A 25,494-nucleotide genomic window follows, 5' to 3' on the forward strand; every position below is an offset into this window, starting at 1 on the left:
GAACCGCCCGATCATGCCTTGGGCCGGTCGCGTGGCGGGTTGACGACCAAGGTCCACGGCGCGGCCGACGGCCGCTGCCGGACGTTGGCGGTCCATGTCACCGCCGGACAGGTCCACGACACCACCCAGTTCGCTGCGGTGCTGGCCGGCATTCGGGTGCCCCGCGCCGGCGCGGGACGGCCACGCACCCGCCCCGACCGGGTCGTGGCCGACAAGGCGTACAGCTCCCGCGCGAACCGGGCGCTGCTGCGGCGCCGCGGCATCGCCCACACCATCCCCGAACGCGGCGACCAACAGGCCCACCGCGCCCGCCGCGGTCGTCGCGGCGGCCGTCCCTGCGGGTTCAACGGCGACGCCTACCGGCGACGCAACACCGTCGAGCGCGACTGGAACAAGCTCAAACAGTGGCGCGGCATCGCCACCCGCTACGACAAGACCGCCACCAACTACCGCGGCGGCATCCTGCTTGCCGTCCTGCTCACCTGGACCCCCAAGTGATTCGGGAGACACGCTCTAGTCCGCGCCGCCGCCGCAGCCGCAGATGCCCGGTGGCGCCCGAGGCGCCCGCCGACCCGCTCCCCCACCACACACCGAGGGTGCTCGTGTCCGGATTTGCCGCTGCTCGCCACCGGGTTCTGGTCGGTGCTGTTCGGTCTGTACGCCTTCGTCCTGCCGTTCGTGCTGCTGGCCGCGTGGGTGGCGCTCGCGCTGTGGGACCTGGCCCGGCGCGAGGACCTGTCGCGCCCGTCGACGATCGCGTGGGTCGCGTCGGCACGTTGGTCGGAGGCGTCGTCTGACGCCGCGCGTGGGACGCCACGGCGCGCCGTAACGTTTCCGGAGCGGTTCCGCGGCACACTGCGTCCGGTGATCGACAAGGCTCACGTACCGCCAAGGCCACCGGCCCGCGACGCTCCGGCAGCATCCAGGGCCGCGTTGCCCATCCTGGGCATCATCGTGTTCACGTCCGCGGCGACGATCTCGGCGAGCGCTGTGCTGGGCGACGCGAGTGGCTTCGGGACCGCGATGCTGATGCTGCCGTTCCCGGTCGTCGGCGCGGTCGTCGCCTCGCGACGGCCCGGCAACCCGATCGGCTGGATCAGCTCGCGATCGGTGGCCTGTCGGCGCTGGACGGGGCCCTGGGATTGTACGCCCACACGGGCCTGCGCCTCACGACGCCGCTCCCCGGCCCGGCCGTCGCGCTGACGCTCCGAGCTTCGCTGTGGATCCCGATCTTCGGGCTCGTCGGCACCTTCCTGCTGCTGCTCTTCCCCGACGGTCACCTGCCGTCGCCCCGCTGGCGATCGATCGCATGGCTGTCCGCCTGGACGCTTGCGGCGTTGTGGGTCCTCGTGGTCTTCTCCCCCGGCACGTTTGCCGACTTCGGGTTTCCGACCGTGCACAACCCGCTCGCCGTCGACGCCGTCGGCGCCGTCGCACCGGTCCTCTTCTCAGCGCTGCTCACCGCCCTGCCCCTGTGCATCATCGCCTGTGCCTCGAGCCTCGTGCTGCGTTACCGCCGCGCCCACGGAGCGCAGCGTCTGCAGCTGAAGTGGCTCGCTGCCGCTGCCGCCACGGCAGCCGTCGTGTACCTCATGACGATGCTGGCCGACCTGCCCTACATGATGTCCGACATGCCAGTCCCCCCGTGGATCGAGGTGCTGAGGATCGTGGGGCCGCTGGCCTTCCTGCTGATCCCACCCGCGATCGGCGTCGCGATGCTCCGCCACCGCCTGTACGACATCGACGTCATCATCAACCGCGCACTGTCTACGGCGTGCTCACGTCGGCGTTGACCCTCGTCTACCTGTCGCTCGTTACGGCGCTGCAGGCGCTGCTGCAACCTGTGGCCGGCCGCTCCGATCTCGCGGTCGCAGCATCGACCCTCGCGATCGCCGCGGCGTTCCGGCCGGCACGCGTGCGTGTCCAGCGCTTCATCGATCGCCACTTCTACCGTCGCCGGTACGATGCCGTGCGGACAGTCGCGGCGTTCGGCCAACGGCTGCGTGCCGGCCACGACCTCCTGGCGCTTCGCACCGAGATCTCGGACGTCGTGCGCGAGGTCATGCAGCCGTTGCACGTGTCGCTGTGGCTGCCGTCGCAGAACCGTGCCGCGCGACGTTGAGCTGATCCCCGGAGCCCCGCGTCCCGGCGTCCATGATCGAGCCCTGGCGCGGTCGACGACGTCAGTGGCGCGGTTCGATCGGCCCGTCGGCGGCGAAGCGTCGGATGAAGCGGTCGAGCGCCGCGATGTCGACGCCCTCGCAGCGCTGGATCACGCCCCAGGCGGTGAACGCCACCTCGCCATCGTCGAGTCGCTGGTACGGCGTCATCGCGGCGCGGCCGTCATGACGCCCACGCACCCGCCGGGCGAGTCGAGCGACCTGCGCGTCGGGCAGGGTGCCGTAGGTCACGACGACGCCCCCGGCCTCCAGGACCGACACCTGCGCCGGCTCTCCGAGGGGATCGTCCCGGTCGCGGACGTCCACGTCGACGTGCCCCGACGCGTGCCAACCCGACGTTGGCGGACGGGACGAGTACGGCACCGGCGGCGTCTGATCTCCGAGGAGGTGCGACCCGCTCTGCAGAGGTGGGCGGTCGATGGAACCACACGCCGGCGCGGCGACCGGCGCGCGCGTCGCACCCGCTGACGACAGCGACGGCGCTGCGGTCCCGGCGCGCGTCGCGGCGGGGTCCGGTGTCCGCGACGCCCCGATCGCGGGGCTGGGTGTCCCGCCGGTGGGCCCGGTCGCCCCGGATGGCGCAGGTGGCGCCAGCCCGCAGCCGGCGATAGCCAATGCGAACGTGATGAGGAGTACACGGAGTTGGCACATGACGAACACGACACCGCTGGTCCGGCGTGCAGCGCGGTGGGACGTGGAGCTGAGGGGAATCGAACCCCTGGCCTCCTCGATGCGACCGAGGCGCTCTACCAACTGAGCTACAGCCCCGCGCGAGAGGTGGATGCTAGCACTCCGTCGCACGCGTCGACGGCACGCGGCCTCTCGGTCGCGGTCCCTAGGACGTCGGGTCCTCGATGATGCCATGTCGCTCGAGCACCCGGTGGAGCCGGTCGAGCTGGAGCGCAGTGGTCAGGTCGCCGCGGCTGCGTTCGGTGATCGACCGCGCGATGTCGGTCGACCGTCGCAGGCCGCCGGTGACGGCGTCGGGGAAGTCGATGGTGACCAGCAGCGCGATGACGTCCTCCATGAGCGCCAGCGTGCGCTCCGCGCCCGCGTGGTCACCGGCGCGGAGCAGGTCGAGCATGCGGCGGCGCAGCTCGCCCACCGTCTCGGCCAGCCCGTTCAGCCAGGCAGCGGTCTCGATGCCGAGCTCGCTCGAGTCCGGCAGGGATTCGTCGACGGTCACGAGCATGGCGTACACCAGCCGTGCCTCGGCGTACTCCTTCTGGGCGTCGAGGACGAAGCCGGCGCCTGTCAGCTGCGACCGGCGCGCCGTGGCCCGTCGGACGACATCGAGCGACGCCGCCGCCTCATCGAGCAGGGCCCGGCCGCTGGCGTCGTCATGGCGGTGCACGGCGCGGATCGCGTTCGCTGCGGCGCGGATGACCCGGCGGGACGCGGCGTAGGCATCCTCGCGCGCGCGGTGCTGGGTCTCCAGCTCGTCCCGCGCATGCTCGGCGATGTCGTCCAGCGTCGTCACGGGTTCCCGTTCCACATCATGGTGCGACGTTCGCCGTGGTCGTGACAAGACTCCTCGATAGGGTCAGGGCCCGTCGGGTTGCTGTCTCCGCCACCCCGTGACGACGATCCCTGCGTCACCCACGACGAGTTCGACCGCATCGACATCGGTTTCGAATGGCGACGGTGGTTGGCGACGTTCACGTTCCTTGGCGAGATCATGCAACATCTCCCGCTGCTGTGCGAGGCGCTGCTCGACGCGCAGGACCATCCCCGCGTAGACCGCATAGGCGGCACCGACGACGCCGGCGGGGATCCACCAGGGACCGCCGACGACGAGGCCGGCGACGGTCGCGACGGCCAGGGCGAATCCGCCGCGGGCAAGCATGGCGCGCCGGCGCAGCTCCGCGCGGCTGCGGGCGCGCGCGGACACGACGCGCTCGGCATCGCCCAGCACCAGGATGCGCCGTCCGGCCGTGTCGCCCGGCTGCTCCACCGCGCCGGTCTGGGCGAGCGTGTCCATGCTGCGTCCGAACTGGTTGACGGACTCCAACGGAGCGGCATTGCGTCGCTCCCGCAGCAGGCCGGGTAGCAGCACCCAGGCCCACAGCCCGACCAGCAAGCCGACGACGACGAAGCTCATCGCGGCGGAGAATACCAATGAAGGCATTTGTCACATGGGAGGCCGAACGCCCGTGATCAACGTGGATGATCGCCACCATGCAGTTGATCCACGGCGTGGCCGAGGACGGGAAGCACAACCGCCAGGTTCTCCGTCGCACCTTTCGGTGAACCCGGGAGATTCACAATCAATGTGCGTCGTGCGACGCCCGCGATCGCCCGCGACAGCATCCCCATCAGCGTGATCTGCAACGCGGCCGCACGCATGGCCTCCGCGATGCCGTCGACCGTGTGGTCGATGACGTCGGCCGTGGCCTGTGGCGTCTCGTCCTTCGGGTGCAGGCCGGTGCCGCCGGTGGTCACGATCACGTCGGAGTCGTCGAGTGCCGCGCGCAACGCGTCGGCGACCACACCCCGACCGTCGGGCACCACGACGACCGGCGCGACCGTGAACCCCGCGCGCTCGAGCTGCTCGACGAGCCGGGGGCCTGCCGCGTCCTCGTAGACGCCCGCGGCTGCGCGCGTCGACACCGTGATCACCGTGGCCCGGCGCGGCGCGTCAGCCATCAGCGGGCCCGGCGTCGCCGGCGTCGCCCCGCCCCGCGACGTCGCGCCGGTACTCGCCGCGCACGCCGCCGGCCTTGTGCTCGAGCTGCACACGCTCGATCACGGCGCCGCGGTCGACCGCCTTGATCATGTCGTACAGCGCGAGCGCGGCGGTGCTCGCGGCCACGAGCGCCTCCATCTCGACGCCGGTGCGGTCCGCGGCGCGCACCGTGGCAGTGATCTCGGCTCGTGGCGGGTCGCTGCGCACCGCGACGTCGACCTCGACGGCAGCGAGCGCAACGGTGTGACACAGAGGGATCAGTGCCGGGGTCTGCTTGGCGGCCATGATCCCCGCGACGCGGGCAACCGCCAGCGCGTCACCCTTCGGCAGGGCGCCCGCCGCGAGCAGGTCCGCCGTCTCGGTGCGCAGGATCACCCGCGCGCTCGCCGTCGCCTCGCGCGCGGTCGGCGTCTTGGCGCCCACGTCGACCATCCGGGCGCGCCCGCGTGCGTCGAGATGGGTCAGCCGCTCCTCGGACACCGGGGTCACACGCTGCGCAGCAGGTGGACGACCACCCGCTCGCCTACGTCAAGGTGATCGCGGTCGGCGGGCACTTCGGCCAGTCCGTCGGCTTCGACCATCGAGCGCAGGATCCCACTGCCCTGGTCGCCGGTCGGCCGAGCCTGCCACTCGCCGTCACGGCGCCGCAGCCTGACCCGCGTGAACTCGACCTTATCGACGATCGAGTCGAGCGGCGCCTCCAGCGTCGCGCTGATCCGCGGGCGACTCAGGTCGCGCCGGCCCTGCATCCGCCGGATGGTGGGGCGCACGAACACCTCGAAGCTGACGTACGCGCTGACCGGGTTGCCAGGCAGGCCGAAGCACGGGATGAACCGGTCGGGGTCGGCCTCGACGAAGCCGAACGCCTGGGGCATCCCGGGCCGCATGCCCACCTTGGTGAACCTCACATCGCCGAGCTCGGCGAGCACGACCTTGACCAGGTCGTACCGGCCGGCGCTCACCCCGCCGGTGGTCACCAGCACGTCGGCGTGCGGCAGCAGCTCCTCGATCGTCTCGCGCAGCCTGATCCTGTCGTCCGAGGGAACCATCCGTCGCACCGTCTGGGCGCCGGTGTCGCGCGCGAGGATCGTCAGCACGTAGCTGTTGGCATCGTAGATCTCACCCGGTGCCCGCTCGGTTCCGGGGTCGGCGAGCTCCTCGCCCGTCGAGACGACCACGATGCGCGGCTGCGGGTAGACCGAGACGTACGAGTGCCCGAGCGCGGCGAGCATGCCGATGCTCGCGGCATCCAGGACCGTGCCAGCGACCAGGACGGTCTCGCCACGGCGCACCGACTCACCCGCGGCGCGGATGTGCGCGCCCGGCCTGGGTGCCCGCAGGACACGGATCCGCGCCTCGTCCTCCTCGACCTGCTCGACCGGCACGATCGCGTTCGCTCCGGCCGGCACCGCGGCACCGGTCATGATGCGCACCGCTGTGCCGGGCTCCGCCGGCACAGCGGTCGGGTCGTCGCCGGCGGCGATCTCGCCGCTGATAGGCAGCCACCCGTCGACGGCCTCGGCGACCACGGCGTAGCCGTCCATCGCCGAGTTGTCGAACGGCGGGATGTCGGAGTGGGCCACGACGTCGGCCGCAAGCGCGCAGCCGGACGCGTCGAGCAGTGACAGCTGGATCGGCGCCAGCGGACGGATCGCGTCGATGATGCCCTGCAGGTGGTCCGACAGCGGGACGAGCTCGGAGGCCGGCCCATGGTGGTGGTCGTGCGGCGCGTGTCCCGCCTGAACCTGCGGCGCCCCACTGGACGCGGGTGGAGCGCCGACATCGTCGGACGTTGGCGGGGCCCCGGCATCGTCGGACACGGGCGGGGCGCCGCCGTGGTCGGCCGAGGGGCGCCCGTGGTCGCCCGTGTCGGCGCCGGTGGCCCGATCCCCCGCCGCGGCATCGCGATCGGCCACCTCGACCCGATCGTCCGCGGCCTCACCGGACGGCTGGCTCACCATGCGTGCACCATCTCGCGAAGGAAGGCGCGGAACTCGGGACCCAGGTCGGGCCGGTCGACCGCGAGGCGGACCGTGGCGCGCAGCCAGTCGGACTTGGTGCCGACGTCGTAGCGCGGACCGGTGTAGCGGATGGCGCGGATCGGCTTATCGAGCGCCTGCGCCCGCATGGCGTCGGTCAACTGGATCTCACCACCCTGGCCCGGCCGTACGGTGTCGATGTGATCGAAGATGTCCGGTGTCAGCACGTAGCGGCCGATGATGCACAGGTTCGACGGCGCGTTGGTCGGCCCCGGCTTCTCGACCATGTCGGTCACGTGGTAGACGTCGGGCTCACTGGGATCGGGCTCGCCGGCGATGACGCCGTACTTGTGGAGCTGGTCGTCGTCGAACTCCATGACCGCCACCACGGTGCGCTCCGACGTCGCGTTCAGCTCCGCCATGCGTCCCAGCAGCTGCCCGTGGTCACCGAGGACGTCGTCACCGAGCAAGACCGCGAACGGCTCGCCGCCCACGTGCTGGCGCGCGCAGCCGACCGCGTGGCCCAGGCCGAGCGCCCGTCCCTGCCGCACGTAGTGCACGCGCGCCAGCTGCGCCGGCTGGCGGATCGCGTCGAGCAGGTCGTCCTTGCCCTCCGCGGTCAGGATCGCCTCGAGCTGCTCGTCGCGGTCGAAGTGGTCCTCCAGGGACCGCTTGCCACGCCCCGTGACGATCAGCAGGTCGTCGAGTGCGGCCGTCACGGCCTCCTCTACGATGTACTGCATCGCCGGTCGGTCGACCAGCGGCAGCATCTCCTTGGGTTGTGACTTGGTGGCGGGCAGGAATCGGGTGCCCAACCCCGCTGCGGGGATGACCGCCTTGCGTGCTCGCACGCTGTTACCTCGTTGTGCCTCGACGCCTGACCGTGCCTGCCACGGCCAGGTGCTCTGACCCACTGAGTGTACGGGCTCGCAGCGGTCCGGATGCCCGGCGCGCCCCGCCGGCGCTCGCGCCGTCGGTCAGCCACGACCCTGCGGTCCCGCTGTGCCCGGGGCACGCGCACGTCGTGGCCACGTCGTCGGCGTTCACACCGCGGTCATGCCGGGGCCGACTTAGCGGTGTACAGCGCCGCGTTGGCGCGCCGCAGCGGCTCGTCGACGCTCGTGCCGTGTGCCGGGTGGGCGGACGTCGACAGCGTCGTCGGCGACGGCCGCGGCCAGCGGCGTGCGGTCACGCCGCACCAGGACCGCGAGTCCACGCGCCGGATGGCCCGGGGTCGTCGAGCTACCAGCACAGCCAGCGAGGCGCGGCCCGGGGCGGTCGGAGGTCACCTGCTCGGCGGCGCTGCGGTCGCCAGGATGTGCGCCTGGACGGCCAGGCGGGTCGTCGTCGTCTCGTGGGCGGCGAGCGCGTCGACGAGCGCATCGTCGACCTGGGCGTGGGCGTCGGTGGCGGCGGTCGGGGCCCTGCGCTGCACGGGCAGCGCGCCGGCGAGCAGCGGCAGCACGACCACGACCACCACGAACGAGGCCGCGCCGCCTTCGCAGCGTCATGGCCTGCACGTCACCTCGTCGCCGAGTGGCACCGCTACGCTGCCGGCATGCGGGATGGTCGTCCGTGGCTGCACCGTTGCCGTGTCGCAAGCATCCCGTGATCAACACATTGGGTAGTCAGATAGATGCGAGAAGTGAACCTGGTGCGAGAGGAGAAGGCCCGGATCCGGCGGGAGGTGCTCGCGCGGCGCGAGGCCCTGCCGACCGACGAGCGGGCACGGGCGAGTGCGGTCATCCGCGACCGCCTCCTCGCTCTCGATGCCGTGACGGGTGCGCGCACCCTGCTGGGGTTCGCCTCGTTCGGCACGGAGGTCGAGCTCGACCCGCTGCTGCAGGACCGGATCGGCCACGGGGTCGGCGTGTTCCTGCCCTACATTGCCAGCATGGCGCCGCCGGTGCTCGAGACGGTCCGCGTCACCGACCTCGACCACGACCTCGTGCCAGCGCGCATGGGCATCCGTGAACCCGACCCGGACGGCCGGCGGCCCGCGCGGGTCGCCCGGATCGACGTCGTGATCGCCCCGGGCGTGGCCTTCGACGCCGGGGGACGGCGCCTGGGCTACGGCGGTGGCTTCTACGACCGGCTGCTGCCGCGGCTGCGGCCGGGGACCCCGGTCATCGCCGTGGCCTTCGCGACGCAGGTCGTCGACGCCGTGCCTACGACGCCGCGCGACGTACCGGTGGACGTCATCGTGACCGAGGCGGAGACCATCGTCGCTTCGGCGCCGGACGACTCCGCCTGATACCGCCATACTGGCGCGGGGGAAGACCGCGCCGGGAGCACACTCCATGCCAACGTACGAGTACGCGTGCCGCGACTGCGGCCGGAACCTCGAGGTCGTGCAGTCGTTCACCGACGACCCCCTCGAGACCTGCGACCACTGTGGCGGCACGCTGCGCAAGGTCTTCAGCGCCGCGGGGATCATCTTCAAGGGCTCCGGCTACTACGTGACCGACACGCGCAGCGACCGCAGCCGGTCGGAGGTGTCCACGTCGACGGGCGACAGGTCCGATGGGGCAGCGTCCGGATCGAGGGACGCGACGCGCAGCGGTTCGCCCTCGTCGTCCGAGACCGCCGGCAGCGCGTCGTCCAGCGACGCCAAGAGCGCCTGACGTGGCGGCGGACCAGATCGCGGTCGGCATCGTCGGCGGATCGGGCTTGTACGAGCTGATCGACGATGCGCACGAGATCACGGCCAACACGCCACACGGCCAGCCCTCGGCACCCGTCGTCATCGGCGACATCGGGGGTCGCGTGGTTGGCTTCCTACCACGACACGGCCGCGACCACGAGGTACCGCCCCACCGGGTCAACTACCGCGCCAACCTGTGGGCGCTGTCGGAGCTCGGCGCGACCGACGTCATCCTGCCCTGCGCCGCCGGCAGCCTGCAGTCCCACGTCATGCCCGGCCACTTTGTGATCGCCGACCAGGTCCTTGACCGGACGCGTCACCGGATCGACACCTACTACGACGGACCCCGCACGACGCACATCTCGCTGGCCGACCCCTACGACGAGGAACTGCGCCAGGTCGCGATCACCTGTGCCCGGGAACTGGACATCCCGGTTCACGAGCGCGGCACGATCGTCGTGATCGAGGGCCCGCGGTTCTCGACGCGCGCCGAGTCGCGCTTCTACTCGTCGATGGGCTGGGAAGTCATCAACATGACCCAGTACCCCGAGGTGGCGTTGGCACGGGAGCTGCAAATGGCCGCCGTCAACATCTCGCTCATCACCGACTACGACGTCGGCCTGGAGGACGACCCGTCGGTGCCGCCGGTGAGCAAGGACCGAGTCGTCGAGGTCTTCGCGCAGAACAACGACCGGCTGCGCGACCTGCTGTTCGCGATGGTGCCGCGCCTGCCCCTGTCCCCGGACCGCCCGGCGCTGCACGCCCTCGAGGGCGCCCAGTTCTGACCGCCCCCCGCCCAGCGCCCACCCCGAACCGCGCCCCCACCCCGAACTTCGCTACACCACCTTTGGACACGAACTTCGGGGTGGTGAGCACAGTTCGCGCATTGACCGACATGCGCTCACCACCCCGACATGCGCTACATCCTCCTCCCGGCCCGCTGGACCACCTTGGGCCTGCACGAGTGTCTACGCCGCTTTCCACAGGTGGACGACCTGGCGGCACGACGCGCACCGGCTGGTGCTGGCACGCTGCCGGCCATGCCGCCGCTGTCACGACTGACCCGCCCACTGCACGGACCGCCCCCGGCGCTGCCGGCGGCGCTGGACCGGTGCAGCGAGCGCTGGTGGCGGCTGCCGCCGCGGCTTCGGCTGCTGACCATCGCGCTCGCCGTCTGCAGCCTGCTCGCGCTCGACCAGTGGCGCGTCGCGCACGCGCAACAGCGGTGGAGCGGACCGGCGCGCCGTGCCCTGGTTGCCGTCGAGCATGCGCACGTCGGTGACCATCCGGAGCTGCGGGTCGTCTCACTGCCGCCCGCGATGGTCCCGCCCGACGCACCGCAGCGCATCGCCGACGACGCACGCCTCACGCTCGCGCTGCCAGAGGGGGCGGTCCTGACCCGGGCGCACGTCTCGCCGCGCGGACCGGCGGTCGGCCTGGATCCCGGCCTGCGGGTCGTGCCGCTGCCCGTCCCACCGGGGCTCGACATCGCCGCCGGCGCCAAGGTCGACGTGTGGGTGCTGACCGACGGAACCGGTCAGTCCCGGCGAGTCGCCAGCGGCCGGTCGGTGCTTGCCGTGGCGGCGGCCGACGACGAGGATCCCGTCGCGCTGATCGGCCTCGCCGCCGGTGAGGTGGCCGCCACGGTCGCCGGGCTCGCCTCCGGCGACGTGTTGCTGACCCAGGCCCCGCCGTGATGCCGGCCGGATAGGGGGCGCCACGCGAGGACGCGCAGCCGACCACGTCCGCGCAGACGATCTCGTGCGGCGAACGAGGCCCCCCGGATGGTGGCGGCTCAGGGCGCCGCCTGGACTAAGCTCGGGTGTCGCCACACCGGCGCCGACCCCTCCGTCCCCGACGATCAAGGACCGATGTCGACCATGGTCGACCTGTTCCAGGCCGTGCTGCTCGGCATCGTGCAGGGGCTGACGGAGTTCATCCCGGTCTCGTCGAGCGGGCACCTCGTCCTGGTGTCGCACTTCCTCGGCGTCGAGACGCCGGGCATCGCCTTCGACGTGGCGCTTCACCTGGGCACGTTCGGCGCGGTGCTGCTGTACTTCCGAACGGACCTGGCGTACATGCTCGCCGCGATCGTGGGGGCGGGCGACCCGGCCTTCGTGCGCTACCACCGGCGACTGGCCACGCTCCTGGCGCTCGCGACGATCCCGATCGCGATCGTCGGCCTGGCCCTGCGCGACGTGTTCGAGGCCGCCTTCGACGCACCCGCCGCCGCGGCGGGATTCCTGCTGTTGACCGGTGTGCTGCTGCTGCTCGGCGAGGCGGCACGCAGCCGACGGGGTGGGATCAGCGCGCCGACGACCAACCCCGACCCCGAGCAGGTCGCGGTCGGCTACGACGCCGGCGACCAGGAGGGCCTCACGTTGGACCAGGTCGGCGTGCGCCAGGCGCTCGTGATCGGGTTCGGCCAGTGCGTGGCGCTGTTCCCGGGTGTGTCGCGGTCGGGCACGACGATCGCGGCCGGGATGAGCGCCGGACTGACCCGTCCGGCCGCCACCCGGTTCTCGTTCCTGCTCGCCCTGCCCGCGCTGGTCGGCGCGACCGTCGTCAGCCTGCCCGACCTGGCGGCGGGCAACGGCACGTTCGGTGCGCCGGCGATCCTCGCGGGCATCGCCGCCGCGTTCGTGTCGGGCTACCTGGCGATCCGCTGGCTGCTGGCGCTGGTGGCGCGCGACCGTCTCACGGTCTTCGCCTGGTACTGCTTCGCGGTCGGCGGCATCAGCCTGCTGGCCCTGGCCGGCGGTGTCTGATACAGGCGGACGGTCGTCGGATCAGCTCACCCGGCGACGATCGTGTTGCGCAGCTCTCCGATCCCCTCGATGCGGGTACGCAGCACCTGGCCCGCCGCGAGGAACCGGGGCGGGTCGCTGCCGGCGCCAACCCCACCGGGGGTCCCTGTGGAGATCACGTCGCCCGGCTCGAGCGTCATGATGCGGCTGAGGTAGGCCACGATGTCGTTCGGCGGGAACACCAGGTCGCTGGTCCGCGCCGCCTGGCGCTCGTCGTCGTCGACCCAGCAGTTGATCGCGAGGTCCCGGGCATCGTCGATCTCGTCACCGGTGACGAGCACGGGACCCAGCGGAGTCGACCGCTCGAACGTCTTGCCCTGGAGCCACTGCATGGTGCGGAACTGGTAGTCGCGCATCGACACGTCGTTCAGGATCGTGTAGCCACCGATGAAGGCCTTCGCGTCGTGGGCCTCGACGTTCCGCGCGGGCCGGCCGATGACGACGGCCAGCTCCGCCTCGTAGTCGACCTGGGACGAGACAGCCGGCAGGACGATGTCGTCACGGGGACCGGTCAACGCGATCGCGAACTTCGCGAAGCACGTCGGATGCTCGGGCAGCTTGCGCCCCATCTCGGCGATGTGGGTCTCGTAGTTCAGCCCGAGGCAGATGATCTTGGGTGGCCGCGGCACGACGGGTGCCAGGTCGGCGACGTCGAAGGCCACCGCCCGCCCGGCATCGCCGTCCGTGGCGCCCGTCGAGAGGGCCTGCACGGCGTCCGGTGCGTCGAGCGGGATCAGCCTGTCCCCGTCCAGCCGCGCCGCGCGGGTTGTCCCATCACCGGTCCGGATCGTCGCCAGCCTCATGTCGCTGCCTTCCGCGCTGCGCACACGTGTCCCTCACTGCGGCGCCCCATGCCCACTGCCTCCAGCGCTGCGCGCACATGTCCCTCACTGCGGCCGCCCCATGCCAACTGCCTCCAGCGCTGCGCGCACACGTCCCTCACCCCGACCATCTGCCGGTCGGGCTCCCACCGGCGGCGTCACCTCACCCGTCGGCCGATGCGCCCCCCGCCAGCGTCATGCCATCGACCAGCAGGGTCGTCCCGCCCATCGCACCACCGAACGGCAGGAAGCGCAGGTCGCTGCCAACGGTCACGATCTGGGCGAGCATCTGCGGGATCGAGCCCGCGATCGTCGCTTCGCGGACCGCCTCGGCGAACTCGCCACCACGGATCATCACGCCGGCCGCCCCAACGCTGAAGTCGCCGGAGATCGGGTTCGCCCCCGAGTGCAGCCCCATGACCTGCTGGCAGTAGAAGCCGAGATCGACGCCGGCGATCAGCTCCGACGGCGGGGTCATGCCGGGCCGGACGTAGAAGTTCGTCGGGCTCAGCCCCGGCGGTGCGCTGTAGCTGGCGCGGCTGGCGTTGCCGGTGCTGGTGGTGTGGTCACGCGTCGCGCTCGCGACGTTGTGCAGGTAGCCCTGCAACACCCCGTCGTCGAGCAGCCCGGTCCGCTGTGTCGGCGTGCCCTCCCCGTCCCAGGGCGCCGCCGCGGGACCGTCGGCCAGAGTGCCGTCGTCGATCAGGTCGACACCCTCGGGCGCGAGCTGCTCGCCGACCTTGCCCGCGAACAGGCTGCGGCCGCGCTGGACGGCCTCGGCGGTCAGCCCACCGGCCACCAGGCCGAGGAATGAGGCCGTGACGAAGGGGTCGAACACGACCGGCACCCGCGCGCTCGATGGCGACGTGCCACCCAGCAGGCGGGTCGCCCGCGAGACCGCCTCGGCCGCGGCGCCCTCGATGTCGAGCTCAGCCAGGCTGCGTCCGATCGACAGCCCGTACGCGCTGGTCGTCGAGCCGTTCCGGCCGGCGAGCGCTTCGACCAGTACGAAGGCGTCGCTGCGCACGTAGCTCGAGCGCACCCCGGTGCTTGATGCGATCGCGGCTGTACGCACGCTATCGCCGTACTGAGCCGTATCGGTGCCGGTGACGTCGGCGCCTACGCGGGCGGCGTCCTCCAGCGCGATGGCGGCATCGACCTTCTGCTGTGGCGTGACGTCGTCGACGCGGGCGTCAAACAGCTGCGCCGGGTCGAGATCCGCCACGGGCTGCGGCGCGGGCATGACGTTGCCCTCGTCGGGACTGCCTACGGTGGCGTTGTCACGGGCCTCGTCGAGCGCGGCGTCGAGCGCTTCGTCGGTCAGGTCGACGGTGAAGCAGTAGCCGACCCGCTGGTCGCGCACGACCCGGATGCCGATCCCCCGCCGCCGCGCGCTGGACAGCGACTCGACCTCGCCGCCGTGTGCCTTGACGGTGGTCTCGGTCTGATCCAGCCCGAAGGCCTCGACGCCCTCGCCGGCCCGCGCACGCCCGACGACCCGATCCAACAGCCCCAGGAGCTCTTGAGCACTCATCTTCGACCTCCACGGAGAACGCTTGACGGATCCATCGAGCGGTGGGGTGTCGAGGTGGACGACCTTGAAGGTGGGTCGGAACGAAGATCCGGGGACATACCACGGACAGGGCCCCAATCCCGAACTGTGAGGCGTGGTGGCCCCGGCCCGTGGTGGGTCGGTCGAAGATCCAGGGACACACCCACGGACGGGGCCATCACGTCGAGCATCACGCCGCCGTCCCTCCCACCGTGATGCGCCCGATGCGCACCGTCGGGTTGCCCAGGCCGGCGGGGACGCCCTGACCGTCCTTGCCGCAGATCCCCTCGCGTACCTCGAAGTCGGTGCCCACCGCCTCGATCCGCGCGAGGATCGACGGTCCGTCGCCGACCAGGTTCGCGCCCCGAACCGGATAGGTCAGCTGGCCGTCCTCGATCAGCCAGCCGACCGCGACGCCGAACACGAAGTCACCGGACGCCGGGTCGACCTGCCCACCACCGAGCTGCTCGCAGAACAGGCCGCGCTGGACGGATCGGGCGATCTCGTCGGGGTCGTCGTCGCCAGGCAAGATGTAGGTGTTCGTCATCCGCGGGATCGGCAGATGCGCGTAGGACTGCCGGCGCGCGTTGCCACTGCGCGGCAGGCCGAGCTCGTCGGCCCGCAACCGGTCGGTCAGGTAGTCGGTGCACACGCCGCGGTCGAACAGCACCGTGCGCTGGGCGGGGGTACCCTCGTCGTCGAAGCCGTAGCTGCCCCACGCGTTGGCGACCGTCGCGTCGTCGACGCCGGAGATCAGCTCGGAGCCGATCTGCTCTCCCTGGCGACCGCGGTACACGCTGGCGCCCTTGGCGACGATGTCGGCCTCCATGCCGTGCCCACAGGCCTCGTGGAACAGGACGCCACCACTGCCGGGGGCGAGCACGACGGTCATCTCGCCGGCGGGTGCCGGCCGGGAGTCCAGCATCAGCACGGCGCGTTCGGCCGCGCGCCGTCCGACGTCCTCGGGCGGATGGCGGTCGAGCAGCTCCAGGCCGGCAGCCGCACCAGGTGCCTCGATCCCGGTCTGTACGACGTCGTCACGGGAGGCGACCACGCGGGCCGTCAGCCGGGTCCGGACCCGCCGTTCGTTGTGACGGTGGCCCTCGGAGTTGACCAGGAGGACGTCCTGGGTGATGTCGCCATAGGTCGCACCGACCTGGCGCACCGCCCCGTCGACGTCCCGTGCCGACGCGTCGATGCGCCGGACGACGTCGGCCATGCCGGAGCCGTCCAGGCCGCTGGGGTTCTTGGCCGCCGGGTGGGTGTAGGGCGGCTCGACCGTCCGCAGGTCCGCGACCCGGGCCGTGTGCGACCCGCTGACCCCGGCCGCGGCGATCCGCGCCGCCTCGACCAGCGCGTCGCCGGTCAGCAGGTTCGTGAAGGCGTAAGCGGTCCGGCCGTCCGCGATCACCCGCACGCCACCGCCACGGTCCAGGCCGGTGACGAGGTCCTCGACGCGTCCGTCGTCGACGCTGACCGAGCGGCTGCGACGCTGCTCCACGTACAGCTCGGCGAACTGCCCGCCACCGGACAGGGCCGTGGCGAGGATCGTGTGCAGGTCGGCATCGTCGAGCACTGGAGGTGTCACGGGCTTCACCTGTCGGACGTTAGGGTGGGCCAGTCTCGCACGGCGCCCGCGGACGCGGCGCTAGCCTGGCGCGCCATGGACGATCCCCGACCCACGGTCGGTGTGGTGGGTGCCGGCCAGCTGGCGCGGATGTGCTGGCAGGCCGCCATCGGGCTCGATGTCGACCTGCGCGTGCTGGCGGCCCGGCCGGACGACGCCGCCGCCGCCGTGATGCCCGACCCCCACATCGGTGACGCCGACGATCCCGACGCGCTGCGCCGGTTCGCCGCGGACTGCGACGTGCTGACCCTCGACCACGAGCTCGTGGACACCGCCACGCTGGCCGCGCTCGTCGCGGCGGGGGCGTCCGTCCACCCGGGCCCGGAGGCGCTGCGCTTCGCCCAGGACAAGGCCCATCAGCGTCGCAGGTTCGCCGACGCCGGCCTCCCCGTACCCGCGTTCACGGTCACCTCCGACCTCGCGGTCGCAGAGGCCTTCGCCGCGGTGCACGGCTGGCCGGTCGTATGCAAGCGCCCGCTGGGTGGCTACGACGGCCGCGGGGTGTGGTCGGTCAATGACGCCACTGCGCTCGCGCAGGTCTGGGACGAGGCCGCGGTCGAGGGCGCCGAGGTCCTCGTCGAGCACGCGGTGGCCATCGAGCGCGAGGTCGCGGTGGTCGTCGCCCGCGGACCCGACGGGCGCCACACCGCCGCACCCGCGGTCGAGACGGTCCAACGCGATGGCATGCTGCGCGAGCTGATCGTCCCCGCGCGCGTGCCGGCCGACGTGCAGCGTGACGCGATCGAGCTCGCCGCGGCGGTCGTCGACCTGGTCGACGTCGTCGGCATCTGCGCGGTCGAGCTGATCTGGGACGCCTCCGACCTGCTGATCAACGAGATCGCCACGCGGCCCCACAACTCGGGGCACTGGACGATCGACGGCGCGATGACGTCGCAGTTCGAGAACCACCTGCGCGCGGTCCTCGGCCTGCCTCTGGGGAGCATGGAGGCGACCGCCCCGGCGGTGTGCAGCGTCAACGTGGTCGGCGACGCGATGGGATCGTGGCCGCAGGCGCGCCTTGCGGACGCCCTCGCCGTGCCGGACGTGCACCTGCACCTGTACGGCAAGGCGCCGCGCCCGGAGCGCAAGCTCGGGCACGTGACCGCCACCGCGCACGACCTTGCCACTGCCCGCGCCCGCGCGCACGCGGCAGCTGCCGCCCTCGCCGGGCAACCGGTCGATGCGCGGGGGTGAGGCGCAGCCTTGCGACGAAGTGGGTAACGCTTCAGCGTGGTGCACCCGGTCCAGCGACGCGTCAGACCCCGCCGCGTCCGAACCGTGGTGCGCAGAGAGGACGATCATGACGCAGGTGTCGCCCGACGACACCCCCGCCGCCCCCGCCGGTGACGGCACCCCCGCCGTGGCCGTCGTGATGGGTAGCGACTCCGACCTCGAGTGCATGCAGGCCGCCGTTGACGTCCTCGACCGGTTCGGCGTGTCGCGTGAGGTCCGCGTGCTGTCGGCCCACCGGCGCCCGGACGACATGCTGGCGTACGGCGCGTCGGCTGCTGATCGGGGCGTGCAGGTGATCATCGCCGGCGCCGGCGGCGCGGCCCACCTGCCCGGCATGCTGGCGAGCGTGACCCGCCTGCCCGTCATCGGAGTGCCGGTGCCGCTGCGGCGGCTCGACGGGCTGGACTCGCTGCTGTCGATCGTGCAGATGCCACGTGGCGTCCCCGTCGCGACGGTCGCGATCGGCAACGCCGAGAACGCGGCGCTGCTCGCGTGCCGCATGCTGGCGCTGGCCGACCCGGCGCTCGCCGACGCGCTCGACGCCCACCGCGTGGAGCTGCGCTCCAGGTCGGGCGAGGCGGACGAGCGGGTCCGCGACCGCCACCCGGCGACCGCCGGGCCACCGCCGTGACGGGTGCGATCTGCCTGCAGGGCGGCAACGAGTTCCACCCCGAGTGCCGCGAGATGGATGAGGGGTGGCTGGCCCGCGTGCCAGTGGGCGTGGTCGCCATCGCTCCGCTTGCGTGCGCCGCCGGCGCCGAGTACCGCACGGCGGCGCACAACGGCGCAGACTACCTGCGTGACCTCGGCGTCGGCGACATCATCGTCACGCCCGAGCCGAGCTTATCGCTCGACGGTGCCGTCCGGGCGATCCTCGACGCGACGATCGTCGTCATCCCCGGCGGCTCGCCTGCCCGCATCCGCAAGCGCGTCGTCGGCACGGCGATCGGCGGTGCGCTGCGTGCGCATCTCGCCGGCGGTGGCACCGTTGTCGGCGCGAGTGCGGGCGCGATGGTGCTCGGCGAGCTCATGCTGGTGCCCGGCACGGACATGCAGGTCCACACCGGCCTTGGCGCGGTGCCCGACGTGCTGGTGCTGCCGCACTACAGCGAGGAGCGCCGCAGCGTCGTCGACGAGGTGACCGCGCAGATCAACGGCTGGGTCAGCATCCTGGGGATCCCGGCCTGCTCGGGTGTGCTGTACGGGCACGATGGTCCGCTGGCGTTCGGCGCCGACGCCTGCTGGCGCTTCAGCGCAGACAGCGAGCCCGCGACGATCCCGCACGCCTGACGGTCCCTGAGACACATCCGACACTAGCGCACCCAGTGTCCCCACATCCAGCGCTCGACCGAAGGGGACACAGCCCACCGCCCAGCGCCGCGTGACCTCAGATCGTGGACAGTGCGCGGCTGACGGGAGGTCACCGACGCTGCCGTCGGGCCGCAGCCGGTCAGACCAGGCGGCGGTCCGTGGCCCAGCGCGTCAGCTCGTGGCGGTTCGACAGCTGCAACTTGCGCAGCACCGCCGACACGTGCGTCTCGACGGTCTTGACCGAGATGTGCAGCCGCTGGGCGATCACCTTGTAGGTGAACCCCCGCGCGATGTGGCGCAGCACCTCACGCTCCCGCGTCGTCAGCTGGTCCAGCTCGGGATCGACGGGCTGGATCGCGTCGCTGGCGAACGCGTCGAGCACGAACCCGGCCAGGCGCGGTGAGAACACGGCGTCGCCCTCGTGGACCCGGCGGATGGCGTCGGTGAGCTCGGCGGGCGAGATCGACTTGGTCACGTAGCCGCGGGCGCCCGCACGGACGATCGCGATGACGTCCTCGGCGGCGTCGGACACGCTCAGTGCCAGAAACTGCGTGTCGGGGCGCTCCTTGGCGATCGCCTCGATCACGGTGCGTCCACCACCGCCCGGCATGTGCACGTCGAGCAACACGACGTCCGGACGGGTGCGACGGATGCCCGCGATCGCCGTGTCGACGTCGCTGGCGGTACCGACGACCTCGAACCCGACGCGCAGCTCCGACTTGACCCCCGACAGGAACAGGCGGTGGTCATCGACGAGGAAGACGCGGATCATCGTGAAGACTCCCGTGGCAGTTGCAGCTCGATCTCGGTGCCCGACCCGGCCTCGCTACGGATGGTCGCCCCACCGTCGTGGCGGGACATACGGCCGACGATCGACTCGGCGATGCCGCGCCGGTCGCCGGTGATGGTCTGCGGGTCGAAGCCCTTGCCCTCGTCGCGGACGAACACCGTCACGTGCTCGGGCTCCACCTCGACGTACATCGACACCCTGTCGGAACCGGAGTGCTGAGCGGCGTTCTGCAGCGCCTCGTAGGATGCCGCGGCCAACGCGCGCACCTGGTCGTCGACCAGCATGTCACCCACGACGACGAGCTCGATCGGCAGGTCGTAGCGCTGCTCGATGCGCGCCGCGACGTCCTCGAACATCGGCTGCAGCCGCTCGGCCTGCTGGTCGTCGGCACCGTACAGCCAGGCGCGCAGCTCGCGCTCCTGGCTGCGGGCGAGGCTGACCATGCGTCGCGGCGAGTCGCTGCGCTGGATCATCGCCAGGGTCTGCAGCACCGAGTCGTGGAGGTGGGCGGCCACCTCGGCGCGCTCCTGCGACCGGATCCGTTCACGCCGCTCCTCGGTCAGCTGCTGCGCCTGGCGGACCATCCACGGGCCGAGGATCAGGCCGACGCCCAGCCCGGTGATGACGACGGCGATGATGGCCCCGCCGCTCGACGTGATCGCGTCGCTGCCCACCAGGAACAGCGCGACGCCCGCGACGACCAGCACGCCGCCCGCGGCGAGGCGCAGAAGCGCCGAGCGGCCCGGCGACTCGGCGTTGGTGGCGGCGGTGGCGAGTCGGTTCCAGGCCTGGTTGTCGTCGCTGCGCGACCAGATGATGCTGCTGCCCAGCGCGACCAGGGCGACCGGCCACACGACGCCGTCACCGAGCCAGAAGCCGATGGTGCGCAACACCAGCATGACCCCGAGCAGGATGCACAGCGTGCCGAGGTCGCGCAACGTGCGGGGCGGTCGCACCATGGCGTCGGGCGGGCGCTTCTGGTCGGCGGCGGTCCACAGCAGCAGGTAGGCGAAGATGCCCACGCCGCCGGCCGCCGTGAGCGCGACGAAGCAGGCGCGGATGTAGACAGGATCGACACCGAAGCGCTCCGCCAGGCCTCCGGCCACGCCGGCGACGACGCGCTGGTCCTGGCTGCGCCAGAACCCCGCGCTTCGGCGCGCGCCGGTCGGTTCGGTCTGCGTCGCGATGTCGTCTGGTCCTGTGCGGCGGTCGTCGTGGACCCATCGTCGCACGCGCGTGTGCCTCAGCCCATGGGTGACCCCCCTGAGGCCGGCGTCACCGGCCCGGCGGACCCCAGGGCATTCCCCGATGGTCCCGCGCGTGATGCCGCCGCATCATCTGTGCCATGACCAACCCAGACGCGCCCCAGCCGCCGCGTGACGACGACGCGTCGGAGGCCACCTCTTCGACGACCCCGTCGGATGGCCCGCCGCCGCAGGACAAGCACCCACCCGCCGACGCCACGTCGACACCACACAACGCTCCCCAACCACAGGACGAACCCGCGTCCGACCACACCACGTCGACACCACACGACGCTCCCCCACCACAGGATCCGCCCCCGCCGCACGACCCACCATCGGGCGGACCGGGTGCCGCACGACCACCGCCGTACCGCACACGGACGCTCGACCGACGCAGCACGAACCGCGTCGTCGCCGGTGTCGCCGGCGGACTGGGCGACTACTTCAACGTGGATCCCGCGATCTTCCGCCTCGGGTTCATCGTCCTCGCCGCGTTCGGCGGCAGCGGCTTCCTGCTGTACCTGGTCGGCTGGCTGTTCCTGCCGGAGCGCGGCACCCAGCGATCGGTCGGCGAGGGCCTGGTGCGCAGGCTCGGCGGTGGCCGCTCGGCGGGCGGGCTGATCCTGCTATTCGTCGCGCTGCTCGTGGTGGCGGACACCATCGGCGGCGGCGGGCTGATCTGGGCCGCACTGCTGATCGGCATCGGCGTGCTGCTGTTCCGCCAGGCCGACGAGTCCGACGACGACGACCCCCCGTCGTCGGGACCGGGCGACCGGTCGACCACCTCGATGTGGTCACAGGCGCCGCAGGCACCCGCGCCTGCGGCGCCGTCGTCCGCGTCGGGCGGAGTGGTCACCGCCCCGCCGTCGACGAACGTGCAGTCGTCCGTCACGTCGCCAGCCGCCGACCCGCCCCTCCCCCCGCCGCCTCCGACGGCTGACGACGGGTGGCGGCCGACCCCATATACGCCTGGTGAGCTGCCCACACCGCCGTCCGTGCTCGGGCGCGTGACTGTGGCCGCCGCGCTGATCCTCATCGGCGCCACCGCCCTGCTCGACACCCTCACGGGTGTCGACGTCGCCGTCGCAAGCTACGCGGCGCTGGCCCTCACGGTGATCGGTGCCGGCCTGCTGGTCGGCGCACGGTGGGGGGGTGCGCGCGGGCTCATCGCTCTCGGCGGCGTGACGGTGCTCGTGCTGACCATGTCGTCGGTGACGGCACAGCTGCCCAGCGGCGGCATCGAGGGCGGTGTCGGTCAGCGGACGTACCGGCCCGAGACCGTCGCGCAGCTTCAGGACCCGTACCGGCTCGGCTTCGGCGAGATGCAGATCGACCTGACGGCGCTCGAGCTGCAGCCCGGGCAGGACATCGCGGTCGATGCGTCGATGTCGGTCGGCTCGCTGCAGGTGATCGTCCCCGACGACGTCAGCGTGGAGGCCGAGGCGACCGCGCGGCTCGGTGCGGTCGACCTGCTCGACCGCACCAGCGATGGCACGGATGCGAGCACCTCGGTGTCCGAGCCCGGCGAGGAGGGCAGCCCGACCATCACGCTGGACCTGTCGACGGTCATGGGCGAGGTCGAGGTTCATCGCGCGTCGACGGGCCCCGACATCAAGCAGGAGCCGTCCGCGGAGGTCAACTGATGCAACCACATCGACTCGACGTGCTCTCACTGATCGCCGGCCTGCTCTTCGTCGCCATCGGCGGTGTGCACCTGCTGGGCGGGGCGAGCGTGCTGGACTGGCTGGTCGTGCTGCGCGCCTGGCCGTTGCTGCTGGTCGCTGCGGGCATCGCGGTGCTGGTCGGCGTCCGGCGTCGCCCGGACGACAGCTGAGTCGCTCCGCTGCGTGCGCACGCACTCGTCGCTGGTGACGACACCGCGCGCCGCGCACGTCCACGCGAGCGCGGTCGTCATCGGGTCGGGGTTGTGATCCCGCCGACCCGTGTCAGGATCTCTGCCCACAGCGCGGTGTAGGCGGCGGTCGCGGCGCTGCGGGGTGCGTACGCGACGACCGGTTCGCGCCGGACGCTCATCATCTCGACGTCCGTCGACGACGGGATCGCCGCACGAAGCAGCTCAGGACGTTCGCCCGGCAGGTTCTCCACGATCTCGCGGTGGAGACGCTTCCTCCGGTCAACCATCGAGAAGAACGGCAGCACGAGCGCATCGGTGCCCCCGGCACCGTCTGTGAGCGTGCCCAGCTGCTCGAGCATCCGTAGCGACAGCGGCGTTGGGATGACCGGCACGAGCAGCACGTCGGACACCCCGACGATGATCTCTGCCACGAGCGAGATGCCCGGCGGGCAGTCGAGGATCACCCACTCGTACTCGTCGCCAAGCTCGAGCAGTGCGCGCCGAATGCGGCGGGTCGGCTTCTTCACCGCGTCGAGCACGAGATCCAGGTAGCGGTTGGAGAAGTCGGCCGGCACAAGGTCGAGCGACGGGTAGTCGGTGCCCTTGATGACGGCATCCAGATCGCGCGTGCCCGTCACGAGTGCCTTGACCCCGCCCTTGACCCTGGGCCTGGTCCGAAAGCTGTAGCTCGCCGCGCCCTGAGGATCGAGGTCCCACACGAGCGTGGGCGTGCCATCGCGGGCGGCGAGGTACGCGAGGCTGACCGCGGCCGCGGTCTTTCCGACACCGCCCTTGAGGCTGTACGCGGCGAGAACCCTCATGAGACGGGCTCCGCGATCGGCTCGAAGAGCCGGCGGAAGCGCTGCCGGTTCCTCCGGCGATCGAAGCGCGCGAAGCGCTCGTGGAACTCGGCACGCGCCTGCTGCTGGTGCTGCACCAGCTGGCTCGAGAGCAGCCCCATGGCCAGCACGGTCGGTCCGGTGGTGCCGTGACGTCCGTCGAGCAGCTCCGCGAACCGCCGCAGGCTGCGGATCTGCACATCACAATCCTGGAATGTGCCAAGGTTGTCCTGCAGCTTCACGAGCTGGGCCACGAGCGACCTCATGTCGCCCCTGGGGTACAGCGACCTGTACGCCTCGAGCAGGTATCGAAGCTTCTTGGCTCGTTTGCGGAGGTCGTGGAGGGCGTCAGCCGGCGAGGCGTCGTCGATGCCACGGCCGTGCTTGACGATGCTGCGGTACGCCCCCCAGATGCGCTCGCCGGCGGTCCGCCTGACGGGGGAGGATGCAGCCTCGCCGCCTTCCGGAGCGTCGAGGAACGCACGCCACGTGTCCAACAGCTCGCGATAGCGCTGCGAGTCGAGCGCGGCAACGACCCGCGCGTGCGCGTCCCGCCGGAGGTCGACGAGCAGGTCCCGGAGCGGTTCGAGATCGGCTCGGTGGTCCACGGGCAGCTGGGTTGCGAGATCGTCGAGTCCGAGCAGGTACACGTCGAGATCCCGCAGTTCGCTCGTCTCCCCGGCGAGCCATTTGAAGGTGCCGCCGTAGAGGGCACGCGCCGTATCGGGGATCACGTCCGCCGCCTGGCTCACCATCGAGCGCGTACGCCGGATCGCCACCCGGAAGTCGTGGAGGAACTCGGGGTCGATGTCCTCGCGAACCCCGTGCTCATTGACCGCGATCGTGTCGAGCAGGGTGGAGCAGATGGTGGTGAACGCCTGAAGCGTGGGCTCGTGCGGCTCGATTGCCACCCGCAGCTTCGAGGAGTAGTCGCCCGGCTGCGTCCCAGCGCTCTCGAACACCAGTAGGTCGACGTCATCGCGCCCGGCGACGAGACCAGGTGCGTCTCCCAGCCTCTCGACCAGGCCCCTCAGCGCGCCGTCGTACCCCCGCACACCCGTGACGACGACACGCCATCCGAGGTCCTTGTCGTCCATGTCGCCGGGCCCGGTCACCGTGACGTGCTCGATCGTCGCACGTGCCACGGTCTTGTCCTCGTTGTCGCGGAGGCTGAAGCGTTCCCGCTCGACCCTCATCATTGCGCGGGGCAGCAGCGCGCGGACCTCGAGCACCGATGCGAGCAGCCTGGTGACGGGACCAGCGCGAAGATCGGCAACCGTCAAGGGTGTCTTCGGGCTTGCCTGGCGGCCGAGCACCCGCGCCGGCTCCTCAGGGGTGGCTCGACGGCGCCAGGCGAGCCATGCGGCCTCGGGGGTGATGTCGTACTCGAGCACGGCGCCGGCATCCCACACACGCCAGTCGAAGGAGTCGAGCAGCCGACGCTCGACTGTCTCGCGACCGTCGCGACGCAGCCCGATACCGTCGACCAGCGACTCGCGCAGGCCGACCGACGTCGTATCGACCCCTCGCAGCACGCGCATCGCAGTTCGCACGTTCGGGTGTCTCACTTTCAGCACGCCACGACCCATGAGCTGATGATCGCAAGCTCACAGAGACTCATTGTAGTTGACCACATGTCACGTCACGGCGTCGACCACCGGATTGTGTTTCGACGATCAGCGCACCACGTCGGAGTGGCGAGATCATCGACGCGAGGAGGGACGCACAGCCAACGACATGGCGATCGCCTACGCTGACGGGCGACGCCCTCGTAGCTCAGTGGATAGAGCTCCGACCTCCTAAGTCGGGAGTCGCAGGTTCGATTCCTGCCGGGGGCACCCTGTCAGACCGGCATTCTCCGCTGGTCAGACGGTGGATTCACCCCCCTCCGTCATCTGCCAACCATTGCCGTCGTATGCCTCGCAG

General features: G+C 71.6%; 30 protein-coding genes and 2 tRNA genes. 15 read left to right on the top strand and 17 right to left on the bottom strand.

Features of this window, described 5'->3' with window-relative positions; translation table 11 throughout:
- From VK923_19665 to VK923_19680, 4 genes are all read left to right on the top strand, one after another.
- On the top strand, positions 1 to 498 hold a 498-nt coding region (locus VK923_19665; GenBank protein HSJ46898.1), incomplete at its 5' end, for an IS5 family transposase.
- 114 nt (positions 499 to 612) lie between these two features.
- A complete protein-coding gene (locus VK923_19670; GenBank protein ID HSJ46899.1) occupies positions 613 to 1,203 on the top strand; it encodes a hypothetical protein in 591 nt (196 codons plus the stop codon).
- Positions 1,143 to 1,793: a hypothetical protein gene (locus tag VK923_19675; GenBank protein HSJ46900.1), complete on the top strand. Its 651-nt coding sequence runs from the start codon at positions 1,143 to 1,145 to the stop codon at positions 1,791 to 1,793. Before VK923_19670 ends, VK923_19675 begins: the two co-directional genes overlap by 61 nt.
- Complete coding sequence (locus tag VK923_19680) at positions 1,775 to 2,122, top strand: hypothetical protein (GenBank protein HSJ46901.1); 348 nt, start codon at positions 1,775 to 1,777, stop codon at positions 2,120 to 2,122. The genes VK923_19675 and VK923_19680 overlap by 19 nt, the downstream gene beginning before the upstream one ends.
- Positions 2,123 to 2,183: 61 nt before the next feature.
- On the opposite strand, the gene VK923_19685 is transcribed toward VK923_19680, so the two are convergent.
- The 10 genes from VK923_19685 to VK923_19730 all read right to left on the bottom strand — a co-directional run bounded on the left by VK923_19685 (position 2,184) and on the right by VK923_19730 (position 8,316).
- The gene (locus VK923_19685; GenBank protein HSJ46902.1) at positions 2,184 to 2,831 is read right to left on the bottom strand and encodes a DUF3105 domain-containing protein; all 648 of its coding nucleotides are present in this window, start codon (positions 2,829 to 2,831) and stop codon (positions 2,184 to 2,186) included.
- A gap of 44 nt (positions 2,832 to 2,875) precedes the next feature.
- Positions 2,876 to 2,948 (bottom strand) — tRNA-Ala (locus VK923_19690).
- A gap of 67 nt (positions 2,949 to 3,015) precedes the next feature.
- Positions 3,016 to 3,660: a hypothetical protein gene (locus VK923_19695; GenBank protein ID HSJ46903.1), complete on the bottom strand. Its 645-nt coding sequence runs from the start codon at positions 3,658 to 3,660 to the stop codon at positions 3,016 to 3,018.
- Between the two features lie 63 nt (positions 3,661 to 3,723).
- Positions 3,724 to 4,308: a hypothetical protein gene (locus tag VK923_19700; protein HSJ46904.1), complete on the bottom strand. Its 585-nt coding sequence runs from the start codon at positions 4,306 to 4,308 to the stop codon at positions 3,724 to 3,726.
- Positions 4,309 to 4,337: 29 nt separating this feature from the next.
- Complete coding sequence (locus VK923_19705) at positions 4,338 to 4,826, bottom strand: MogA/MoaB family molybdenum cofactor biosynthesis protein (GenBank protein ID HSJ46905.1); 489 nt, start codon at positions 4,824 to 4,826, stop codon at positions 4,338 to 4,340.
- Complete coding sequence (gene moaC, locus VK923_19710; protein ID HSJ46906.1) at positions 4,819 to 5,355, bottom strand: cyclic pyranopterin monophosphate synthase MoaC; 537 nt, start codon at positions 5,353 to 5,355, stop codon at positions 4,819 to 4,821. Before moaC ends, VK923_19705 begins: the two co-directional genes overlap by 8 nt.
- Positions 5,352 to 6,827 (bottom strand): gephyrin-like molybdotransferase Glp, encoded by a 1,476-nt coding sequence (gene glp, locus VK923_19715; GenBank protein ID HSJ46907.1) that lies wholly within the window; start codon positions 6,825 to 6,827, stop codon positions 5,352 to 5,354. Before glp ends, moaC begins: the two co-directional genes overlap by 4 nt.
- Entirely contained in the window at positions 6,821 to 7,696 is an 876-nt protein-coding gene (gene galU / locus VK923_19720) for a UTP--glucose-1-phosphate uridylyltransferase GalU (protein ID HSJ46908.1), read from the bottom strand. Before galU ends, glp begins: the two co-directional genes overlap by 7 nt.
- 203 nt (positions 7,697 to 7,899) lie before the next feature.
- Positions 7,900 to 8,037: a hypothetical protein gene (locus tag VK923_19725; protein ID HSJ46909.1), complete on the bottom strand. Its 138-nt coding sequence runs from the start codon at positions 8,035 to 8,037 to the stop codon at positions 7,900 to 7,902.
- Between the two features lie 93 nt (positions 8,038 to 8,130).
- Positions 8,131 to 8,316 carry a hypothetical protein gene (locus VK923_19730; protein ID HSJ46910.1) on the bottom strand — a complete coding sequence of 62 codons (186 nt, stop codon included), beginning with the start codon at positions 8,314 to 8,316 and terminating at the stop codon, positions 8,131 to 8,133.
- 174 nt (positions 8,317 to 8,490) lie between these two features.
- Between VK923_19730 and VK923_19735 the strand changes: the two genes are divergently transcribed.
- The 5 genes from VK923_19735 to VK923_19755 all read left to right on the top strand — a co-directional run bounded on the left by VK923_19735 (position 8,491) and on the right by VK923_19755 (position 12,257).
- The gene (locus tag VK923_19735) at positions 8,491 to 9,099 is read left to right on the top strand and encodes a 5-formyltetrahydrofolate cyclo-ligase (protein HSJ46911.1); all 609 of its coding nucleotides are present in this window, start codon (positions 8,491 to 8,493) and stop codon (positions 9,097 to 9,099) included.
- 46 nt (positions 9,100 to 9,145) lie between these two features.
- Positions 9,146 to 9,469, top strand: coding sequence for an FmdB family zinc ribbon protein (locus VK923_19740; GenBank protein HSJ46912.1), 324 nt, complete (start codon positions 9,146 to 9,148; stop codon positions 9,467 to 9,469).
- Position 9,470: 1 nt separating this feature from the next.
- A complete protein-coding gene (locus tag VK923_19745; protein ID HSJ46913.1) occupies positions 9,471 to 10,274 on the top strand; it encodes an S-methyl-5'-thioadenosine phosphorylase in 804 nt (267 codons plus the stop codon).
- A 129-nt stretch (positions 10,275 to 10,403) separates the two neighbouring features.
- A complete protein-coding gene (locus tag VK923_19750) occupies positions 10,404 to 11,186 on the top strand; it encodes a hypothetical protein (GenBank protein ID HSJ46914.1) in 783 nt (260 codons plus the stop codon).
- Positions 11,187 to 11,369: 183 nt separating this feature from the next.
- A complete protein-coding gene (locus tag VK923_19755; GenBank protein ID HSJ46915.1) occupies positions 11,370 to 12,257 on the top strand; it encodes an undecaprenyl-diphosphate phosphatase in 888 nt (295 codons plus the stop codon).
- Between the two features lie 26 nt (positions 12,258 to 12,283).
- Here VK923_19755 and VK923_19760 read toward each other — a convergent pair whose 3' ends face one another.
- The 3 genes from VK923_19760 to VK923_19770 form a co-directional block, all read right to left on the bottom strand.
- On the bottom strand, positions 12,284 to 13,099 hold the full coding sequence (locus VK923_19760; protein HSJ46916.1) for a fumarylacetoacetate hydrolase family protein: 816 nt from the start codon (positions 13,097 to 13,099) through the stop codon (positions 12,284 to 12,286).
- A 181-nt stretch (positions 13,100 to 13,280) separates the two neighbouring features.
- Complete coding sequence (locus tag VK923_19765) at positions 13,281 to 14,651, bottom strand: TldD/PmbA family protein (GenBank protein ID HSJ46917.1); 1,371 nt, start codon at positions 14,649 to 14,651, stop codon at positions 13,281 to 13,283.
- A 208-nt stretch (positions 14,652 to 14,859) separates the two neighbouring features.
- Complete coding sequence (locus tag VK923_19770; GenBank protein ID HSJ46918.1) at positions 14,860 to 16,257, bottom strand: TldD/PmbA family protein; 1,398 nt, start codon at positions 16,255 to 16,257, stop codon at positions 14,860 to 14,862.
- 75 nt (positions 16,258 to 16,332) lie between these two features.
- Here VK923_19770 and VK923_19775 point away from each other — a divergent pair, with 75 nt between their 5' ends.
- The 3 genes from VK923_19775 to VK923_19785 all read left to right on the top strand — a co-directional run bounded on the left by VK923_19775 (position 16,333) and on the right by VK923_19785 (position 18,819).
- A complete protein-coding gene (locus VK923_19775; GenBank protein ID HSJ46919.1) occupies positions 16,333 to 17,490 on the top strand; it encodes a 5-(carboxyamino)imidazole ribonucleotide synthase in 1,158 nt (385 codons plus the stop codon).
- Between the two features lie 106 nt (positions 17,491 to 17,596).
- Positions 17,597 to 18,160, top strand: a complete 564-nt coding sequence (gene purE, locus VK923_19780) for a 5-(carboxyamino)imidazole ribonucleotide mutase (protein HSJ46920.1) — start codon at positions 17,597 to 17,599, stop codon at positions 18,158 to 18,160.
- Positions 18,157 to 18,819, top strand: coding sequence for a Type 1 glutamine amidotransferase-like domain-containing protein (locus VK923_19785; GenBank protein HSJ46921.1), 663 nt, complete (start codon positions 18,157 to 18,159; stop codon positions 18,817 to 18,819). Before purE ends, VK923_19785 begins: the two co-directional genes overlap by 4 nt.
- Positions 18,820 to 18,979: 160 nt before the next feature.
- On the opposite strand, the gene VK923_19790 is transcribed toward VK923_19785, so the two are convergent.
- Positions 18,980 to 19,612 carry a response regulator transcription factor gene (locus tag VK923_19790; GenBank protein HSJ46922.1) on the bottom strand — a complete coding sequence of 211 codons (633 nt, stop codon included), beginning with the start codon at positions 19,610 to 19,612 and terminating at the stop codon, positions 18,980 to 18,982.
- Positions 19,609 to 20,862 carry a PspC domain-containing protein gene (locus tag VK923_19795; GenBank protein ID HSJ46923.1) on the bottom strand — a complete coding sequence of 418 codons (1,254 nt, stop codon included), beginning with the start codon at positions 20,860 to 20,862 and terminating at the stop codon, positions 19,609 to 19,611. Before VK923_19795 ends, VK923_19790 begins: the two co-directional genes overlap by 4 nt.
- Positions 20,863 to 20,975: 113 nt before the next feature.
- Between VK923_19795 and VK923_19800 the strand changes: the two genes are divergently transcribed.
- Positions 20,976 to 22,517: a PspC domain-containing protein gene (locus tag VK923_19800; GenBank protein HSJ46924.1), complete on the top strand. Its 1,542-nt coding sequence runs from the start codon at positions 20,976 to 20,978 to the stop codon at positions 22,515 to 22,517.
- Positions 22,517 to 22,708 (top strand): hypothetical protein, encoded by a 192-nt coding sequence (locus VK923_19805; GenBank protein HSJ46925.1) that lies wholly within the window; start codon positions 22,517 to 22,519, stop codon positions 22,706 to 22,708. Before VK923_19800 ends, VK923_19805 begins: the two co-directional genes overlap by 1 nt.
- 77 nt (positions 22,709 to 22,785) lie before the next feature.
- Here the strand turns inward: VK923_19805 and VK923_19810 are convergent, their stop codons facing one another.
- Positions 22,786 to 23,550: a ParA family protein gene (locus tag VK923_19810; protein HSJ46926.1), complete on the bottom strand. Its 765-nt coding sequence runs from the start codon at positions 23,548 to 23,550 to the stop codon at positions 22,786 to 22,788.
- Positions 23,547 to 25,109: a CHAD domain-containing protein gene (locus VK923_19815; GenBank protein ID HSJ46927.1), complete on the bottom strand. Its 1,563-nt coding sequence runs from the start codon at positions 25,107 to 25,109 to the stop codon at positions 23,547 to 23,549. Before VK923_19815 ends, VK923_19810 begins: the two co-directional genes overlap by 4 nt.
- Before the next feature lie 224 nt (positions 25,110 to 25,333).
- Between VK923_19815 and VK923_19820 the strand changes: the two genes are divergently transcribed.
- A tRNA-Arg gene (locus tag VK923_19820) sits at positions 25,334 to 25,406 on the top strand.
- The last annotated feature ends 88 nt before the right edge of the window (positions 25,407 to 25,494 follow it).

It is taken from the genome of Euzebyales bacterium (assembly GCA_035461305.1).
GTDB lineage: Bacteria > Actinomycetota > Nitriliruptoria > Euzebyales > JAHELV01 > JAHELV01.

Coding starts and splice junctions, on each gene's coding strand:
- VK923_19805 (HSJ46925.1), top strand. CDS start 22,517: ATGCAACCACATCGACTCGACGTGCTCTCACTGATCGCCGGCCTGCTC.
- VK923_19765 (HSJ46917.1), bottom strand. CDS start 14,651: ATGAGTGCTCAAGAGCTCCTGGGGCTGTTGGATCGGGTCGTCGGGCGT.
- VK923_19685 (HSJ46902.1), bottom strand. CDS start 2,831: ATGTGCCAACTCCGTGTACTCCTCATCACGTTCGCATTGGCTATCGCC.
- VK923_19750 (HSJ46914.1), top strand. CDS start 10,404: ATGCGCTACATCCTCCTCCCGGCCCGCTGGACCACCTTGGGCCTGCAC.
- VK923_19760 (HSJ46916.1), bottom strand. CDS start 13,099: ATGAGGCTGGCGACGATCCGGACCGGTGATGGGACAACCCGCGCGGCG.
- VK923_19740 (HSJ46912.1), top strand. CDS start 9,146: ATGCCAACGTACGAGTACGCGTGCCGCGACTGCGGCCGGAACCTCGAG.
- purE (HSJ46920.1), top strand. CDS start 17,597: ATGACGCAGGTGTCGCCCGACGACACCCCCGCCGCCCCCGCCGGTGAC.
- VK923_19700 (HSJ46904.1), bottom strand. CDS start 4,308: ATGCCTTCATTGGTATTCTCCGCCGCGATGAGCTTCGTCGTCGTCGGC.
- VK923_19755 (HSJ46915.1), top strand. CDS start 11,370: ATGGTCGACCTGTTCCAGGCCGTGCTGCTCGGCATCGTGCAGGGGCTG.
- VK923_19775 (HSJ46919.1), top strand. CDS start 16,333: ATGGACGATCCCCGACCCACGGTCGGTGTGGTGGGTGCCGGCCAGCTG.
- VK923_19810 (HSJ46926.1), bottom strand. CDS start 23,550: ATGAGGGTTCTCGCCGCGTACAGCCTCAAGGGCGGTGTCGGAAAGACC.
- VK923_19800 (HSJ46924.1), top strand. CDS start 20,976: ATGACCAACCCAGACGCGCCCCAGCCGCCGCGTGACGACGACGCGTCG.
- VK923_19815 (HSJ46927.1), bottom strand. CDS start 25,109: ATGCGCGTGCTGCGAGGGGTCGATACGACGTCGGTCGGCCTGCGCGAG.
- VK923_19705 (HSJ46905.1), bottom strand. CDS start 4,826: ATGGCTGACGCGCCGCGCCGGGCCACGGTGATCACGGTGTCGACGCGC.
- VK923_19790 (HSJ46922.1), bottom strand. CDS start 19,612: ATGATCCGCGTCTTCCTCGTCGATGACCACCGCCTGTTCCTGTCGGGG.
- glp (HSJ46907.1), bottom strand. CDS start 6,827: ATGGTGAGCCAGCCGTCCGGTGAGGCCGCGGACGATCGGGTCGAGGTG.